This is a genomic window from Weizmannia sp. FSL K6-0777 (genome assembly GCF_038593185.1).
GTDB lineage: Bacteria > Bacillota > Bacilli > Bacillales > Bacillaceae_C > Weizmannia > Weizmannia faecalis.
The window spans coordinates 3,506,700-3,522,473 of sequence record NZ_CP151971.1 but is presented as its reverse complement, the minus strand read 5'-3'; the positions used below and the strand labels follow the sequence as shown (position 1 = coordinate 3,522,473).

Below are 15,774 nucleotides of genomic sequence, written 5' to 3'. Positions count from 1 at the left end.
GTATAAGTGAATGTGGAAAAATTTTCAATCAATTATGATTTTAAGCATGCCAAAAGGTGAATAGAACAAAGGTACTATTCCCGCTTTTGATCCGCGAAAACATATTTTTACAGGCAGGTTTTCCTTTTGCTTCCATAAATATGATTTGAATCCGGCCCCCGGCTCTGCTCTGACCGCCCGATTCGGTTGTTTGGCCGCTTCATCTATTATAAAATAGTGATAAGTCTGTAAAAAAGGTGGGAAACCGATGAAAAATATACTGGTAAAGTTCACGGGAGCATGTGCCGGAAGGAGAGGGAGATGGGTAACGCTTGCCGCATGGATCCTGGTCGTGTCCGTTTTGTCTGCTGTTTTTCCGAATGTGAATAAAGTCACGGATAACAGCGCAGCAAATCTGCCGGATTCAGCCATGTCCGTCCGGGCTGAAAAGGTGGCTGAAAAACAGTTCCCGAATGCGGGCACGCCGCTTCTTATCGCCTGGTACCGTGAAGGCGGCCTCTCGCAGCAGGATTACGGAACGATTGCTAAATTGTACGGGGATTTAAAGAAAAACCCGCTTCCCGCACAAAGTTTTATCCCACCGTACGAAAAAATGCCGCCGCAGGCACTGGGCGGGCAGGCTTCAAAAGACGGCACAACGATTGTTACGCCGGTATTTATGGAAAAAAGCGCAGGAACGGATGAACTGGCAGATAACTTGAAAGAATTGAAGAAGAGAGTGACATCCCTCGAATCGAAAGCCATTTTGAATAAGAAACTGGCAGATGACGGCCTGCATGTCCGCTTCACAGGGCCTGCGGGCATATCCACGGATGCGGTGTCACTATTTAGCAAAGCGGATATCACCCTGTTGGTTTCTACCGTGCTGCTTGTGCTGGTGCTCTTGATTGTATTGTATCGGTCGCCGATTTTGGCGCTTGTTCCGCTTATCGGTGTCGTATTTGCTTATGGGGCAATCGGGCCGGTTTTGGGATTTCTTGCAAAAGAAGGCATCATTACAGTGGATTCCCAGGCCACTTCGATCATGACTGTCCTTTTATTCGGGGCCGGCACGGATTACTGTTTATTTCTTGTTTCAAAATACCGTGAATGTTTGCTGGAAGAAGAAGATAAGATAAAAGCGCTGCACACGGCCATCCGGCATTCGGGCGGCGCGATCATGGTCAGCGCGATTACGGTCGTGCTCAGCCTGTTCACATTGCTTTTTGCGCACTACGGGACGTATCAGCGGTTTGCTGTTCCGTTCAGCCTTGCCATCTTTATCATGGGCATTGCCGCATTGACACTGCTGCCGGCGCTACTTTCCATTTTAGGCCGGGCTTCTTTCTTTCCGTTTATTCCGAGAACAGAACAAATGGCCAGCGCCCTGGAAGCGAAAAAAGGGAAAAAGATCCGCCGTCATGCTGCACATGGGAAATGGAGCCGGAAAGTGGGAGAAGCGGTCACAAGAAAGCCTTGGCTTATCATTGTACTGAGCGTCATCATTCTCGGCGGGCTCGCTTTCTTCGTACCGAAAATCGCGTATACGCAGAACTTGATCGAGTCATTCCCGAAAGATATGCCGTCGCGCGAAGGCTATGAAATCATCGCAGACCATTTTTCGCCGGGCGAGCTGGCGCCTGTCCAGGTGATCGCCAATACGGAAGGAAAAGGCGCGAATGTAAAGGCAGCGCTTGAAAAACTGCCGTTTGTTGACACCGTAACCGGACCGCAATACGGGGAAAAAGATAAACAGTATGAATCTTACAATGTAAGATTAAAAGATAACCCGTACAGTGAAAAAGCAATTCAATCCATCCCGGTGATACAAAAGCAATTGCAAAAGGCCGGTCTGTCCAAAAGCCAAATCTGGATTGGTGGCATTACCTCTTCCCTTTATGATACGGCCAAGGTGACTGAAAGGGATATGAAGGTCATTGTCCCGTCTGTCGTTTTCATCATTGCCATTTTGTTGCTGCTGTATTTGCGGTCACTCGTTGCCATGGTTTACTTGATTGTGACAGTTCTGCTTTCCTATGTGGCGGCATTGGGCGCAGGCTGGCTGCTGATCCATTATGGGTTGGGCATTTCCGCCATCCAGGACCTTATTCCGCTCTATGCATTTGTATTCCTTGTCGCTCTTGGGGAAGACTACAATATTTTCATGATCTCGGGCATTTGGAAAAATAAACAGCATTTGCCGCACAGGCGCGCGATTGCCCTTGGCGTCACAGAAACTGGTGCCGTCATTACCTCAGCCGGGCTGATTTTAGCCGGAACGTTTGCGGTTTTAACGGTGCTCCCGATCCAAATATTGGTCCAGTTCGGCATTGTAACCGCGATTGGCGTTCTGCTGGATACCTTTGTCGTCCGCCCGCTACTCGTGCCGGCGATTACCACCGTGCTCGGCCGCTATGCATTCTGGCCGGGGAAATTATTTGCGAAAGCGGAACCTGTAAAAAGTGAAGACTGATCGCTTTTATTTCGAATGAATGGAAGATTTCTCCGTTCAAAGGGTTTACAGGCGCCGCATCATTTTCTAAAATGGTAAGGAACACCTACCCGACTGGGAGAGGTATTGAACAGTTGCATAAGCATGAGGTTCATAGCAAACCCTCTATAAAAAACTATGGATAAATGGATCAAAAAGCCATGTCCATACGGGATGTGGCTTTTTTCATCTTATTCTGGCACGGGTCTGCGCCTCTCTTGGAAAAAATGACGGGAACATTTTTGACAGGAGGTTTTTTTATGGCTGGAAGAAAACAGGAAGAAGGATTGCAGGACTTAACGTTGCTCGGCAACCAAAAAACAAAATACCCGGCGGATTACGATCCCGGGGTATTGGAGGCGGTTGACAATCTGCATGCGGACCGTGACTATTTTGTAAAATTCAACTGCCCGGAATTTACAAGTCTGTGCCCGCTTACCGGACAACCGGATTTTGCAACCATGTATATTTCTTATATACCGGACAAAAAAATTGTCGAAAGCAAATCTCTAAAACTGTATCTTTTCAGTTTCCGCAACCATGGCGATTTTCATGAAGACTGCGTCAATATCATCATGGACGATCTCATCAAGCTGCTTGATCTCCGCTACATTGAAGTGTGGGGAAAATTTACGCCGCGCGGGGGTATTTCCATCGATCCGTGGTGCAATTACGGGAAGCCGGGCACCAAATATGAAGACATGGCCCATTTTCGCCTGATGCATCACGATCTGTATCCTGAAAAAGTGGATAACCGGTGAGGGGGATACAGATGAATGCATACTTAAATGGCATGTTTGTCGGGCTGCTGATTTTATCGAATATCATTTCTGTGAAGCTGTTTCATATTGGCGATGCGATTGTGCTGCCCGCTGCCGCCATCATTTACATTTTTACGTATCCCCTTGTTGATGTTACAGTGGAAGTTTACGGGAAAAAGGCGGGCCGGGCAACGGTCCAGGCAGGTTTTCTCACCCAAATCCTTGCCCTGGTTTTTATCGTGGCCGCCATCCATCTCCCGGCTGCCCCTTCTTTTCAGCACCAAGATGCCTTTAAAACGATTTTAAGCGGCAGTTTCCGCGTCGTGTTGGCCAGCCTGATTTCGTATTGGGTCAGCCAAAATCTCGATGTTTTTGTATTTCATAAGCTGAAAACAAGGCACGGCAGAAAAAAACTGTGGCTGCGCAACAATGCTTCCACGATGTTCAGCCAGTTGATCGATACGTCTATTTTTATCGTGATTGCTTTTTACGGAACGGTGCCGCCTGGGATGATTGGAACGCTGATTCTCACCCAGTATATTTTTAAATTTGCAGCTTCGATCATCATGACCCCGGTTGTCTATTTGCTTGTCGGCCTGATCCGCAAAACCCGGAGCGAAAATGGGTTGCAAACCGTCCCGGAAGCAGTGGAAAAAGGAAACGCATAAAACTTTACACGAACGGAAGTGGCTTCTTTTGTGCCCGGCCTGGTCGGGTATGAAAGAAGCCGCAACTGTTTCCGGCGAAATTAACGGGTTGCGAATGCCGATTTACCGATAAAAAAATCATTCCCAGCACCAACCGGAAATGAAATATTGCAGCATAAAAAGCAGCACATAGCAATCTTGCTAATTACCAGAATGAGGAAAAGTCACGACAATCAGCGGGACAACTATTGCCCAGTATGAATATGACGAAAACGGACTGCGGAACCAAACGAACACTACTATGATAAGGGCAACAATTTGTCCATGAACGTGGTATTATAGTTGGAAAATGAGGAAACAAGTATGCTTTATATAAAATTGGTTAAAAAATCATTTTAGCTCACCATTTAGCTCCAGCTGCCTACACAGAGGCAGCTGAGGATTATATTTGGCTTAGGAGAGAAGCAGATCCTAACATTTTTGGGAATAAGGCAGGTTTGGGAACTTTTTCATTTTAAACTTCTATTTTTCTTTCGAAATTCAGGATTGATTCTTATTCAGTCCTTGATGTTGAATCAAATTTCTATAATAAGCGTTGGTTTGGTATAGAGTCTCATGCTTGCCATCTCCAGTAATTTTACCATTTTCCAATACCAAAATCCGGTCTGTATTCATGATGGTTGATAAACGATGGGCAATTAAAATGACGCCCACATGTTCAGATAAATGTTTCAAAGAATCTTGTAATAAATATTCAGATTCTGAATCTAAATTGGCGGTTGATTCATCCATTAGTATAAAATCAGGTTTTCTTAGAAAAGCCCTGGCAATTGCAATTCTTTGTTTTTGCCCGCTTGATAGACGATTCCCGTACTCCCCTATCTCGCTTCCATATCCATCAGGAAGTGCTAATATAAAATCATGTGCATTGGCAAGTTTTGCTGCATGAACAATTTCTTCTTCCGTTACTGATGATAAACCATAAGTGATATTATCTTTTACCGTGCCGTCAAAAAGTTGTGAATCCTGTGGTACATAACTAAAGGACTGTCTCCATAATCCCGGCTCCACTTCTCTAAAAGAAACATGATCTAAGTACATTTCTCCTGATTGCGGTTCATAAAAGCGTTCAATAAGATTAAAGATTGTTGATTTTCCAGCCCCACTTTCTCCGATTAATGCAACGATCTCTCCTTTATTGACATGAAAAGAGATATCTTTTAAAACTTGCTCCTCATGATAAGAGAATGTAATATGAGACAATATTAAGGTGTTAAATGAATTTTTATTCTTAACGGAATTTGTTAAGAAGTGATCAGGTTCAACATCCTCATTTAGGATTTCAAAAATCCTTTTTAGAGAGCCTTTTGCTTCCTGATAAGATGTAAAAAACATATTGATATTTATAAATGGGGCAATCACTTGGAATAAGTAAATAATAAATGCTACTAATTTTCCAATTGAAATATCCCCGTTGCTGACCCGCAAGGCCCCTAATCCGACAACTGAAATGAGTAATAAGAAACCAAATGTACCCAGAAATGGACCAATAACAGCATTAAGAATCGAACTTTTAACTCCCAGTTTGTAAAGTGAATAAAATTTATCTTTCCCACTTTGCAACTCTTTTGTTTCGGCTCCAAATGACTTTACTATTTTAATATTCCTCAATATTTGTGAAGAGAACATTGTAAGTTCAGATATTCTGTCTTGTGATTTGTAGGCAATCTCCCCAAAACGTTTACCAAATGGAATAATAATAAAAAGGGATAGCGGGACAACAATAATGAGAGCAAGCGTCATTGGAATATCTAAAAACAACAAAATGACGATAGAAACACAGAGCGTAAAAAATGAGGATATTAGATCAACCATCTCATCCGTTACAATCGACGCTACAGTAGTTGTATCATTTGTTAATCTACTCACAAGCTCTTCAGATTTATTTTTCTGGTAGTATTTCATGGGCAATTGTAATGTTTTATTCCACAGTGCTTCCCGTAGATTAAATATTACTTTTTCTGCAGATACGGAAAGTAAAAATTGTGAAATTGAAGATGCCACACTCTCTAATAATGAAAAGGCAATAATCCAAACGATCAGTTTGATGTCTATATTTGATTTTAACTGATCAATTAATCTTTCAATAAGCAGAGGGACAGTAAGACTGATCACACATCCCAAAAGGGAAAGAACAGATGCTGAAAAAAAGAGAATCTTAGATGGTTTAGTTGTCTTAATTATATCTACGAACGAAAGGCTGCTTCCGTTGCTATTATCATTCATATATTTAAATTGTCTCCTTTTTAAATATACGGATAGTTTAGAAATAAATCTCTAATGAACTAAAAGGAGCATATCTTTTTTAAAGGATGGCTTTAAAAAAGATATGCGAAATGAATCTATAACTAATGCTCTAGATTTACCATTATTCGATCGTCATCACGCCATCTGTTGCTTTTGTCTGCAGACTGGCCATGATTTGTACGCCTGAACTTGTGCCGATCCGTTCGGCGCCTGCTTCAATCATCGCCAGGAACGTTTCAGCGTCGCGTATACCGCCTGCAGCTTTCACTTTTACATCGTCCCCGACAATTTCTTTCATAAACCGGACATCTTCTATTGTGGCCCCGCCTGTTCCGAACCCGGTAGAAGTCTTAATAAAATCGGGCTTCACCTTTCTGGCAATCCGGGCCAGCGCTTCGATTTCATCTTTTTCCAAATAGCAGTTTTCAAAGATCACTTTTGAAATGACACCTTCTTCCCTGCAAATGTCCGTAATGGTTTCCATCTCTTTTTCGATATAACGGTAGTTCTTATTTTTTACTTCGGACAGATTCACGACATAGTCAATTTCGTCTGCCCCGTCTTCGATCGCATCTTGTGTTTCGAACACTTTGGTTTCAAGCGTGGTCTGCCCGAGCGGAAAAGAAATGGCTGCGCCGACATGGATATCTGTACCCTCCAGCAAGTGTTTGCAAAGGGCAGTTTGGACGGAGTTAATCGCCACCATTTTAAAATGGAACTGCTGCGCCTCCCTGCAAAGTGATTCCATTGCCGCTTGATCCGCAAACGGTTTTAAATTGGTATGGTCAATCATTTGTGCCAGTTGGTCAATTGTATAACGTTTCATATTCTTCATTCCTTTCATCATCCATCAATACCATCATAACGCAAATTGCATGAAAAAGGGTTTGTCTGTTTTGCGGCAGCGAAAAAATGCAACCGCTTTAAAAATGTGTATTAATATCTTTTACATATGGACTAATACAGTTTTGTGCAAAACAAGCATTTTATAATTTTTTTCATGCAAAAACCTTGTTTTTACCGCATATATAGGTTTAATATATAAATGTGAACTTTTTATGAACAAATATAGTACAGATTTATTTTTTACTATAACAGTTTGTATGCCAAATGCCGAAGGGTGCAAGAACAGCGAAGAAGGAAGGGATCATTGGCTAGGTTTGCCGCAATGCGGATAAAGGAATTAGGAGATTGAAAGCCGGCATTTAGGGGATACTAACGAAAAATAAATGGAAAAGAAGGGGATTGACAAATGGCAAAAACGATAGCGGATTTGCTGATTGATTCATTATTAAATGCAGGTGTAAAAAGAATTTATGGGATCGTCGGGGACTCTTTAAATGCAGTGCTCGACTCTATCCGGCGTTCAGGGCGGATTGAATGGGTCGGCGTGCGCCATGAAGAAGTGGCTGCTTTTGCAGCCGGTGCAGAGGCTACCTTAAATAACAGCATTGCGGTTTGCGCAGGAAGCAGCGGTCCTGGAAACTTGCACCTTATCAATGGGCTGTATGACTGCAACCGGTCACGTGTGCCGGTTTTGGCGATTGCCGCCCATATTCCGAGCAGTGAAATTGGAAGCGAGTATTTCCAACAAACACGGCCTGAATTGATTTTCAAAGACTGTGCGCATTTTATTGAAACAGTACAACGCCCGGAACAAATGCCTTTAATGGTAAATATGGCGATGCAACAAGCGGTCGCAAACCAAGGCGTCTCCGTTCTTGTTTTGCCTGGTGATGTTGCAGGCCTGGATGACAACGTAGCAGTGCCGCAAGTACCGGTCCATTTTGCCAAACCGGTCGTGAAACCGTCAGAAGAAGATTTAACACAGCTTGCTTCTTACTTAAACGACGGGAAAAAAGTAACGCTGCTTTGCGGTGCGGGTTGCCAAGGTGCCCATGACGAAATTATGGAACTGTGCAATAAATTGAAATCGCCAATGGTCGTTGCACTGCGCGGTAAGGAGTTTTTGGAATACGATAATCCTTACTTTGCAGGGTTGACAGGCTTGATCGGATATTCTTCCGGCTATGACGCCATGATGGAATGCGATACGCTGCTGATGCTCGGTACAGACTTCCCGTACCGCCAATTCTATCCGAAAAACGCAAAAGTATTGCAGGTTGACATCCGTTCCGAACATTTGGGACGCCGGACACCGCTGACACTCGGCGTTGTCGGAGATGTAAAAGATACAGTTGAAGCTTTGCTTCCAATGATTCAGGAAAAAGACAATAGCAAGCATCTTGAAAAACATGTCAAAGCTTATCAAAAAGTAAGAGAAGATCTCGATGAATTGGCTGTTGGCAAACCTGGACGCAAACCGATCCACCCGCAATATTTGACAAAACTGGTCAGTGATCTGGCAGATGAAGATGCCATTTTCACTTGCGATGTGGGTACACCAACATTGTGGGCGGCACGTTATGTGCAAATGAACGGCAAACGGCGCCTGCTCGGTTCATTCAACCACGGTACGATGGCCAATGCGCTTCCACAAGCGATCGGCGCGGCTGTTGCACAACCTGGCAAGCAAGTTGTTTCGCTCAGCGGGGACGGCGGCCTGTCAATGCTGATGGGTGACATGTTAACGCTCCGCCAGCATAAGCTGCCAGTTAAAGTCGTTGTCTTTAACAACACGGCATTAAGCTTTGTTGAACTGGAAATGAAAGCAGCCGGTTATCCGGAAACCGGAACAGGCCTTGACAGCCCGAACTATGCAGCGATTGCCGAAGCGATGGGCATGAAAGGGATCCGTGTGGAAGACCCAGCTGATCTGGAAGGGGCACTCCGTGAATCATTCGAACATGACGGACCGGCCGTTATTGACGTTGCCGTAAACCGTCAGGAATTGTCCTTGCCGCCTAAAATTACGTATGAACAAGCACACGGATTTACGCTGTGGATGCTGAAAGCCGTATTAAACGGCCGTGCCAATGAATTAGTTGATTTGGCTAAAACAAACTTGATTCGGTAATCTAAAAATAAGCCCGGTATCCGTCATGGGAAACCGGGCTTTTTCTTTTAAACAAAGGTTTTTTCATATTTTGGAGTGGTGTTTGTGGCTGCTATAAGCTATCGGAAAAGCGGGCCGGGCAAATGGTATGCGGGCTCTCGCGCACCCCGTCCAATATTACAGAAGGGGCGTCCCATCCGCCAGTTTCCGGCTTTTGGGGCGCCCCTTATTTATTCGTTTTCCAAATGGAGCACGTTCAGCAGTTTAAAGAACAGGCTTACGATAATGGCAACGACTGTTGCAAGCCCCATCCCGCTTAATGAGGCGGTGCCGATATTGATCGTTGCGCCGCTTAAGCCAACAGCGAGAACAAGGCAGGTGAGAATCAAATTTTGCGATTTTCCGTAATCCACTTTTTGTTCGACCAGCATCCTGAGCCCGCTTGCCGCAATGACGCCGAACAAGAGGAGAGAGATGCCGCCCATAACCGGCTGCGGAATCGATGATATGAGCGCCGCCAATTTTCCGCAGAAGGAAAGGATAATGGCGAGGACCGCAGCGCCGCCGATTACCCACGTGGAGTAGACACGCGTAATCGCGAGCACACCGATATTTTCACCGTACGTTGTATTTGGCGTGGCACCGACAAAACTGGATAGAATCGTGGAAATGCCGTTTCCGAGCAAAGACCGGTCAAGCCCGGGGTCCTTGGTTAAATCTTTTTTGACAATATTGCCCGTGACGATTAAGTGGCCGATATGTTCCGGAATGATGACGAGCGCTGCCGGCACGATCATCATGATATCGGACCAGTTCAGTTTGATCGGATAGTACGTCGGCAATGAAATCCAGGCTGCTTCTTGGACAGGTTTGAGGTCGACAATCCCGAATGCCAGGGAAATCAGGTAGCCGCAAATGATCCCGATTAAGATCGGAATAATTTTAAGAAAGCCGCGCAGGGTAACCCAGCAGACCACAGTGATTGCAAGTGTTAATAAGGAAACCGTGATGGTATCAGGGTCCGGGCTCCAGTGTTTTACGGAAGCATCCGACTGGACGAGGCCTGCCATCTGTGCCGCAGTCGGGACAAGCTGGAGCCCGATCACGGCTACGATCGCACCCATTGCAGCAGGTGGAAACACAACCTCAATCCAGCGGGTGCCGGCAATTTTAACGATAAGTGCAACGATGACGAGAATAATGCCGACTGCAAGAAATCCGCCCAATGCGTAACTGTATCCGGTAAGGTCCGCATGTTTTGCAAGAACGGCAAATACCGGCGAGATAAAAGCAAAGCTGGACCCGAGATAGGCCGGGATTTTTCCTTTTGTGATCAGAATATAAAGCAGCGTCCCGATCCCGTTCATGAATAAAATGGTCGCAGGATCAATTTTAAACAGGACAGGAACGAGAACGGTTGAACCGAACATGGCAAACAAATGCTGAAAACTTAGCGGCAGGCTTTTGAGAAAAGGTAGTTTTTGGTTAACTTGAATTTCATGCTGTTCCATATTTCTCCCCCTCAATGGATTGGTAAAATGCGAGGCAGGGGTTTTCCAGGAAGTGCCCTTTTGGCAAAAAGAAAGCACCTTGCCCGAATGAAAGCAAGGTGCATGGAAGTGCACATTTATCCGGAACCTTGCCAGCCTCACGGGACTGTTTTAAAGGCATTCATTCATCTTTTGTCCTTGCTATTATGGCAGTTCCAGCCGGGTTTGTCAATTCTTATTTTGGCATTTGCTAGCTTTGGGACCGCGGGTGCGCCAAGTATTGTCACCACCGCGCCCCTCTTTCCCAGATGCTTTATCGGGTCTGGTTCTGGTTATTTAGGGCTTGCTGAATAAGAAAATTTCCTAGTTTTGGAAAAAAATTTAAGCTTGCACTTGAAAGCTGATTCAATGTATAGAGAAGACAGAATCACGCATTTTCGGAGAGGAATTCTTCTATATTTTAAGACAAATCTTGCTGACAAATCGAGTACAAACTCAGAATCGGATTCGTTCAGCAAGCCCTAACATAGACGGGCTCTATGTGAAGAAAGACCATCTTTTTTCGTGTTTCCTTAACGTAGCCGGGCTCTATGTGAAGAAAGACTGCCTTTTTTCCACGCTTCCTTAACGTAGCCGGGCTCTATGTGAAGGAAGGCCTTCAACTTTCCACGCTCCTTTAAAATCTTAACATACTGTGATCGCATTTTGATTTCCATCATTGATATTACATCTGTTAATCGCGAAACCAGCCCTGTTAAAATGCTCCCCCGCTTTTGCTTGTCTTTGATTGCAAAAAAGATTAATTACCGAATGTAACGGTAATTCTACCCGGTAAAATTTTGATGGGCAGCGCTTTTTCTGCAATCGCACTTTGCCCTAATTAAGTAAACTTTTCTCTTGACTTCCAGCATAAAATGAATAAAATAATTAGAGTACCGAAAGTTTACCCTCTCTAAATAATTGAAACGCTTTCTTTCTCCCGCTTGAGTGGCGGGAGTTTTCTTCAAAACTTCTGCCAAACGAAAAACCATCTGCATTTCCGGCATAGTTCCGGTATACAACGTTTACACTAACATCATGAATGGGGGATTGGAATGGAAACAATGAATACAAAAAATAGTTCTATCAGGATTGTCCCTTTTTTTGCGGTGATGATGGCTGGCGCACTGGTGGCGTTTTTAAACCAGACGCTGATTAATGTTGCCCTCCCGCAAATTATGAATCATTTACACATTTCCGCTTCTACGGCAAACTGGCTTTCTACGATTTACATGCTCACAAACGGGATTGTCATTCCGGTCACGGCGTACCTTATGAGCCGATTTACAACAAGACAGCTGTTTTTGTTTTCCATTGGGCTGTTTGCGGTGGGGACGCTGATTTGTGCAGTCGCACCAGGGTTTTCTGTGCTGCTCATTGGCCGGGTGGTCCAGGCGGCCGGAGCGGGGATTATTTTTCCGCTGGTGACAAACGTCATTTTCGTGCTGTTTCCACCTGACCGGCGCGGTTTTGTAATGGGGATTTTCGGTGTCGCCATGAACTTTGCACCTGCAATCGGGCCGACGCTTTCCGGGTGGATTGTGGAAAACCACTCGTGGCGGACACTGTTTTTCATTATTTTGCCGATCGCAATCATTGACTTGATTTTCGCTTTTGTTTTTGTAAAAAATGTGACGGAAACGAGCCGGCCGAAACTTGATAAAATCGGTGTTATTTTGTCTTCGCTCGGTTTCGGCGGTATTTTATACGGATTTTCAACCGGCGGCACGAAAGGCTGGGACAGTGTGGAAGTAATGACGACGCTGGCAGTCGGGGTGATTGCTTTCGGCTTGTTTGTCTGGCGCCAGTGGGTCATAGACCATCCTATTTTGGAATTCCGCATTTTTCGTTATCCGGTGTTTACGTTAACGATGGTGATTAATATTATTGTGACGATGGCATTGTTTTCGGGTATGATTTTAATGCCGATTTATATGCAAAACGTGCGCGGTTTCTCGCCGCTTATGTCCGGGCTGATGCTTTTGCCGGGCGGGGTCATCATGGGAATTATGTCGCCGATTACAGGTCGGCTGTTTGACCGCTATGGTGCAAAATGGCTTGCTTTAATCGGGCTTGCCATTACCATTGTGACTACTGTTGCATTGACCCGTCTGAAATTGGATACCTCTTTTACTTATGTCGTCACTGTTTATACGATCCGTAGTTTCGGGATTTCTATTTTGATGATGCCAATCTTTACGGCCGGGTTGAATGACCTGCCGCTTGCGATGAATAAATACGGCACTGCGATGGTAAACACCTTCAGGATGGTAGCAGGCGCTGTCGGGACGGCCTTTTTTGTCTCGGTCATGACGAATAAAGGGATTGCGCATACGAAGGATATTATGGTCTCCAGTCAAATTTCCCCTGCGGATAAAATTCATGCGGCGCTTGCTGCAAGGCAGGGAACGGTGATGGGGATCAATGATGCCTTTATGGTTGCCACCTACCTGGCTGTGATTGCCTTTATTCTTGCTTTCTTTATCCGGAAAACCATCCCGCGCGACAGCCTTCCGGAAAATACAGCCCAGCAGGTAAAACCGATAACGGAATCATAATCAAAACGCGGTGTCCTGAAGCCGGCAGTAGCTGGCGAAAGGACACCTTTTTTATCCTAGTGCATCAGGTTGTTCTAAACTGGCTCTCTCTGCAGGGATCTGCCAGGAAACGATTTTAAAATTTCTGTGGCCTGTTGTTCTGCAAATTCCTGTTTGGTGTTGGTGGGAAAATTTAAGTACAAAAAAACCGTTGGAATTTCACCTATTCCAACGGTTTTTTTCATTTCTGGCCTTTTTAAAAGTCCCGGCAGTCGATATATCGGCTATTTTGGCTACGCTCTTGCTTCAAACCGTTTTGCAATTTCGACAATGACCTGGACGGCTTTTTCCATTGTTTCCACTGAAACGTATTCGTATTTGCCGTGCATGTTTTCTCCACCGGCAAAAATGTTTGGCGTCGGTAGCCCCATGTAAGACAGCTGTGATCCGTCCGTGCCGCCGCGGACAGGAGAGATGATCGGTTCAATGCCGAGGCTCTTCATGGCGTCATGTGCAATATCGACAATTTCTTTCACCGGTTCAATTTTTTCTTTCATGTTGTAATATTGGTCGGCCAATTCCAGCGTAATATTATCTTCACCGTATTTTTCTTTTAAGCGGTTGACAATCGACTGGAGGTTTGCCTTTTTTGCCTCAAATTTTTCGCGGTCGTGGTCGCGGATAATGTAGTACAGTTTTGTTTGCTCGACATCTCCGTGGATGGACAGGAGATGATAAAATCCTTCATAACCTTCCGTCCGTTCCGGTACTTCATCCTCGGGCAGGAGGCTGTGCAGTTCCATCGCAATTTTTGCTGAATGGACCATTTTCCCCTTTGCGCTCCCCGGGTGGATATTATTGCCGCGAACCGTAATTTTAGCGGAAGCAGCGTTAAACGTTTCGTACTCGAGTTCACCGAGCGGGCCGCCATCCATCGTATAGGCAAAATCGGCACCGAACGCTTTCACATCAAATTTATGCGGCCCTCTGCCGATCTCTTCATCCGGAGTAAAAGCGACCCTGATTTTGCCGTGTTTGATTTCAGGGTGCTTAAGCAAATAGTCCATGGCCGTCACAATCTCCGTTACGCCGGCTTTGTCATCGGCGCCGAGCAGGGTTGTGCCATCTGTTGTAATCAAAGTTTGGCCAATATAATTTTTTAAGTTCGGGTATTCATCCGGAGACAGGACAACCCCTTGTTCTTTGTTCAAAACGATGGCTTTCCCGTCATAGTTTTCGACAATTTGCGGATTGACGTTTTTCCCTGTAAAATCGGTCGCCGTGTCGACATGTGCCAAAAATCCAATTACCGGGACTTCCTTATCGGTATTGCTTGGCAAAGTGGCAAAAAGATAGCCGTTTTCATCCAGATGGACTTCTTCCATGCCGATTGATTCCAGCTCATCGCGAAGTATGCGGAGGAGTGTCCATTGCCCGTCAGTAGAAGGACAGGTTTCACTGTCTTCGTTAGACTGGGTGTCCACTTTCACGTATGTAGTAAATCTTTTCATTAACGCTTCTTTCATTATCTTCACTCCTCATTTTCAGTATGTCTATATTTTACCAAACCCAGCCCAAAAGCTTGTATTTATTCGCAATATTTTTGGTAAAAAGTGCCGAGCGCGTATTTATAATTCGGGTGCCACGGTTTGTCTTTTCCGCAATAATGGATAAAGACGGTATGCTGTTTGATCCACTCTATATTCTGTTTTTTGAGCAGTGCGGCACGTTCAAAAAACCGGGCATCATAGTTATATCGGTAGCTTTCGGCAGGTTTTATTTTGTTCCAAAACAAGGCATTGAATACGTCCTGATCGGGTAGGAGCAGTTTCAGTTTATTTTCTTCAATGAAGTGAAAGATCTCCTCCACTTTAACATGCTGCCGGATCAGTTCCAAATTCATGAGAAGAACGCCGGTGTTAAAATATCCTTTTGCATTCGGTGTCCGCAGGCGCATTTTATTGATCAGGCGGGCCTTTTTTGCCGAGTGTTCATGTTCGCATGCAATAAAAAAATGCCCTTCAAAATCTGTATAATAAAATGCGGCGGCAGGGTTGATACAGACAATGTCAGGATCGAGGTAAAGAATTCTGTCAAGATGCGCCGGCAAAAACAAGTGGGCAGTAAGCCGGTAGTACATTTCTGAAGTGTAATGCCTGAGGACAGGCGCATCTTTAAACAGATCCGGCGGAATCCGGATCGGGAAAAAATGGTGTCCTTTCTCTTCAACATAGTGATGTAACTCGGAAAGCTTTTCTTCAGAAATGGTGGAATGCAGCAGGTAGATCGAAAACGCTTCTTCAGGATTGTTTTGGACAAGAGAGTTTATTAACACTTTTAGGGGAGGAAGGTAATTTTCATTTAATGTAACAAGGATATTCATGGCTTTTCCACCTTTTGGCTGTAGTTTCAACTACTTCCATGATACAGGTTTCTTTTTCCGCTAACAATCCTTTTGGGTTCCGGGTATGGGCCTTTTTCATCGTACAATCATGGCTGCTTGCTTGTGCCCTTATAGGTGAGAAAACATTGCACCCTCTGGCGTTTCCACAGAAAAAAGCCTGCCA

Annotated in this window: 11 protein-coding genes; 6 read left to right on the top strand and 5 right to left on the bottom strand. The window is 44.8% G+C overall.

The genetic code is table 11. The features are described 5' to 3' along the window. The first annotated feature begins 247 nt into the window (after nucleotides 1-247). The 3 genes from NST70_RS16845 to NST70_RS16835 all read left to right on the top strand — a co-directional run bounded on the left by NST70_RS16845 (nucleotide 248) and on the right by NST70_RS16835 (nucleotide 3,899). Nucleotides 248-2,452, top strand: a complete 2,205-nt coding sequence (locus NST70_RS16845) for an MMPL family transporter (protein WP_035188706.1) — start codon at nucleotides 248-250, stop codon at nucleotides 2,450-2,452. 278 nt (nucleotides 2,453-2,730) lie between these two features. After that, the gene (gene queF / locus NST70_RS16840) at nucleotides 2,731-3,231 is read left to right on the top strand and encodes a preQ(1) synthase (protein WP_035188704.1); all 501 of its coding nucleotides are present in this window, start codon (nucleotides 2,731-2,733) and stop codon (nucleotides 3,229-3,231) included. An 11-nt stretch (nucleotides 3,232-3,242) separates the two neighbouring features. Further along, complete coding sequence (locus NST70_RS16835; protein ID WP_014096662.1) at nucleotides 3,243-3,899, top strand: queuosine precursor transporter; 657 nt, start codon at nucleotides 3,243-3,245, stop codon at nucleotides 3,897-3,899. Between the two features lie 519 nt (nucleotides 3,900-4,418). On the opposite strand, the gene NST70_RS16830 is transcribed toward NST70_RS16835, so the two are convergent. After that, on the bottom strand, nucleotides 4,419-6,164 hold the full coding sequence (locus NST70_RS16830) for an ABC transporter ATP-binding protein (protein ID WP_019720308.1): 1,746 nt from the start codon (nucleotides 6,162-6,164) through the stop codon (nucleotides 4,419-4,421). A gap of 142 nt (nucleotides 6,165-6,306) precedes the next feature. Further along, nucleotides 6,307-7,011 (bottom strand): deoxyribose-phosphate aldolase, encoded by a 705-nt coding sequence (gene deoC / locus NST70_RS16825; protein WP_193352491.1) that lies wholly within the window; start codon nucleotides 7,009-7,011, stop codon nucleotides 6,307-6,309. A gap of 426 nt (nucleotides 7,012-7,437) precedes the next feature. On the opposite strand from deoC, the gene poxB reads away from it, so the two are divergent. Then, nucleotides 7,438-9,162, top strand: coding sequence for a ubiquinone-dependent pyruvate dehydrogenase (gene poxB / locus NST70_RS16820; protein WP_035188702.1), 1,725 nt, complete (start codon nucleotides 7,438-7,440; stop codon nucleotides 9,160-9,162). Nucleotides 9,163-9,371: 209 nt separating this feature from the next. On the opposite strand, the gene uraA is transcribed toward poxB, so the two are convergent. Next, on the bottom strand, nucleotides 9,372-10,652 hold the full coding sequence (gene uraA, locus NST70_RS16815; protein ID WP_035188701.1) for a uracil permease: 1,281 nt from the start codon (nucleotides 10,650-10,652) through the stop codon (nucleotides 9,372-9,374). A gap of 60 nt (nucleotides 10,653-10,712) precedes the next feature. Between uraA and NST70_RS16810 the strand changes: the two genes are divergently transcribed. Together NST70_RS16810 and NST70_RS16805 are read left to right on the top strand one after the other, a co-directional pair. Further along, the gene (locus tag NST70_RS16810; protein ID WP_035188699.1) at nucleotides 10,713-10,985 is read left to right on the top strand and encodes a hypothetical protein; all 273 of its coding nucleotides are present in this window, start codon (nucleotides 10,713-10,715) and stop codon (nucleotides 10,983-10,985) included. Between the two features lie 740 nt (nucleotides 10,986-11,725). Beyond that, a complete protein-coding gene (locus NST70_RS16805) occupies nucleotides 11,726-13,228 on the top strand; it encodes a DHA2 family efflux MFS transporter permease subunit (protein WP_035188696.1) in 1,503 nt (500 codons plus the stop codon). A 272-nt stretch (nucleotides 13,229-13,500) separates the two neighbouring features. On the opposite strand, the gene pepT is transcribed toward NST70_RS16805, so the two are convergent. Both pepT and NST70_RS16795 read right to left on the bottom strand, forming a co-directional pair. After that, nucleotides 13,501-14,733 carry a peptidase T gene (gene pepT, locus NST70_RS16800; RefSeq protein ID WP_035188694.1) on the bottom strand — a complete coding sequence of 411 codons (1,233 nt, stop codon included), beginning with the start codon at nucleotides 14,731-14,733 and terminating at the stop codon, nucleotides 13,501-13,503. 62 nt (nucleotides 14,734-14,795) lie between these two features. Further along, nucleotides 14,796-15,590: a glycosyltransferase family 8 protein gene (locus NST70_RS16795; protein WP_061577769.1), complete on the bottom strand. Its 795-nt coding sequence runs from the start codon at nucleotides 15,588-15,590 to the stop codon at nucleotides 14,796-14,798. Nucleotides 15,591-15,774: the final 184 nt, after the last annotated feature.

What these genes read in the sequence shown, in the direction of transcription:
- NST70_RS16845 (WP_035188706.1), top strand. Translation starts at nt 248, where the DNA reads ATGAAAAATATACTGGTAAAGTTCACGGGAGCATGTGCCGGAAGGAGA.
- NST70_RS16805 (WP_035188696.1), top strand. Translation starts at nt 11,726, where the DNA reads ATGGAAACAATGAATACAAAAAATAGTTCTATCAGGATTGTCCCTTTT.
- uraA (WP_035188701.1), bottom strand. Translation starts at nt 10,652, where the DNA reads ATGGAACAGCATGAAATTCAAGTTAACCAAAAACTACCTTTTCTCAAA.
- queF (WP_035188704.1), top strand. Translation starts at nt 2,731, where the DNA reads ATGGCTGGAAGAAAACAGGAAGAAGGATTGCAGGACTTAACGTTGCTC.
- deoC (WP_193352491.1), bottom strand. Translation starts at nt 7,011, where the DNA reads ATGAAACGTTATACAATTGACCAACTGGCACAAATGATTGACCATACC.
- NST70_RS16830 (WP_019720308.1), bottom strand. Translation starts at nt 6,164, where the DNA reads ATGAATGATAATAGCAACGGAAGCAGCCTTTCGTTCGTAGATATAATT.
- NST70_RS16835 (WP_014096662.1), top strand. Translation starts at nt 3,243, where the DNA reads ATGAATGCATACTTAAATGGCATGTTTGTCGGGCTGCTGATTTTATCG.
- poxB (WP_035188702.1), top strand. Translation starts at nt 7,438, where the DNA reads ATGGCAAAAACGATAGCGGATTTGCTGATTGATTCATTATTAAATGCA.
- pepT (WP_035188694.1), bottom strand. Translation starts at nt 14,733, where the DNA reads ATGAAAGAAGCGTTAATGAAAAGATTTACTACATACGTGAAAGTGGAC.
- NST70_RS16795 (WP_061577769.1), bottom strand. Translation starts at nt 15,590, where the DNA reads ATGAATATCCTTGTTACATTAAATGAAAATTACCTTCCTCCCCTAAAA.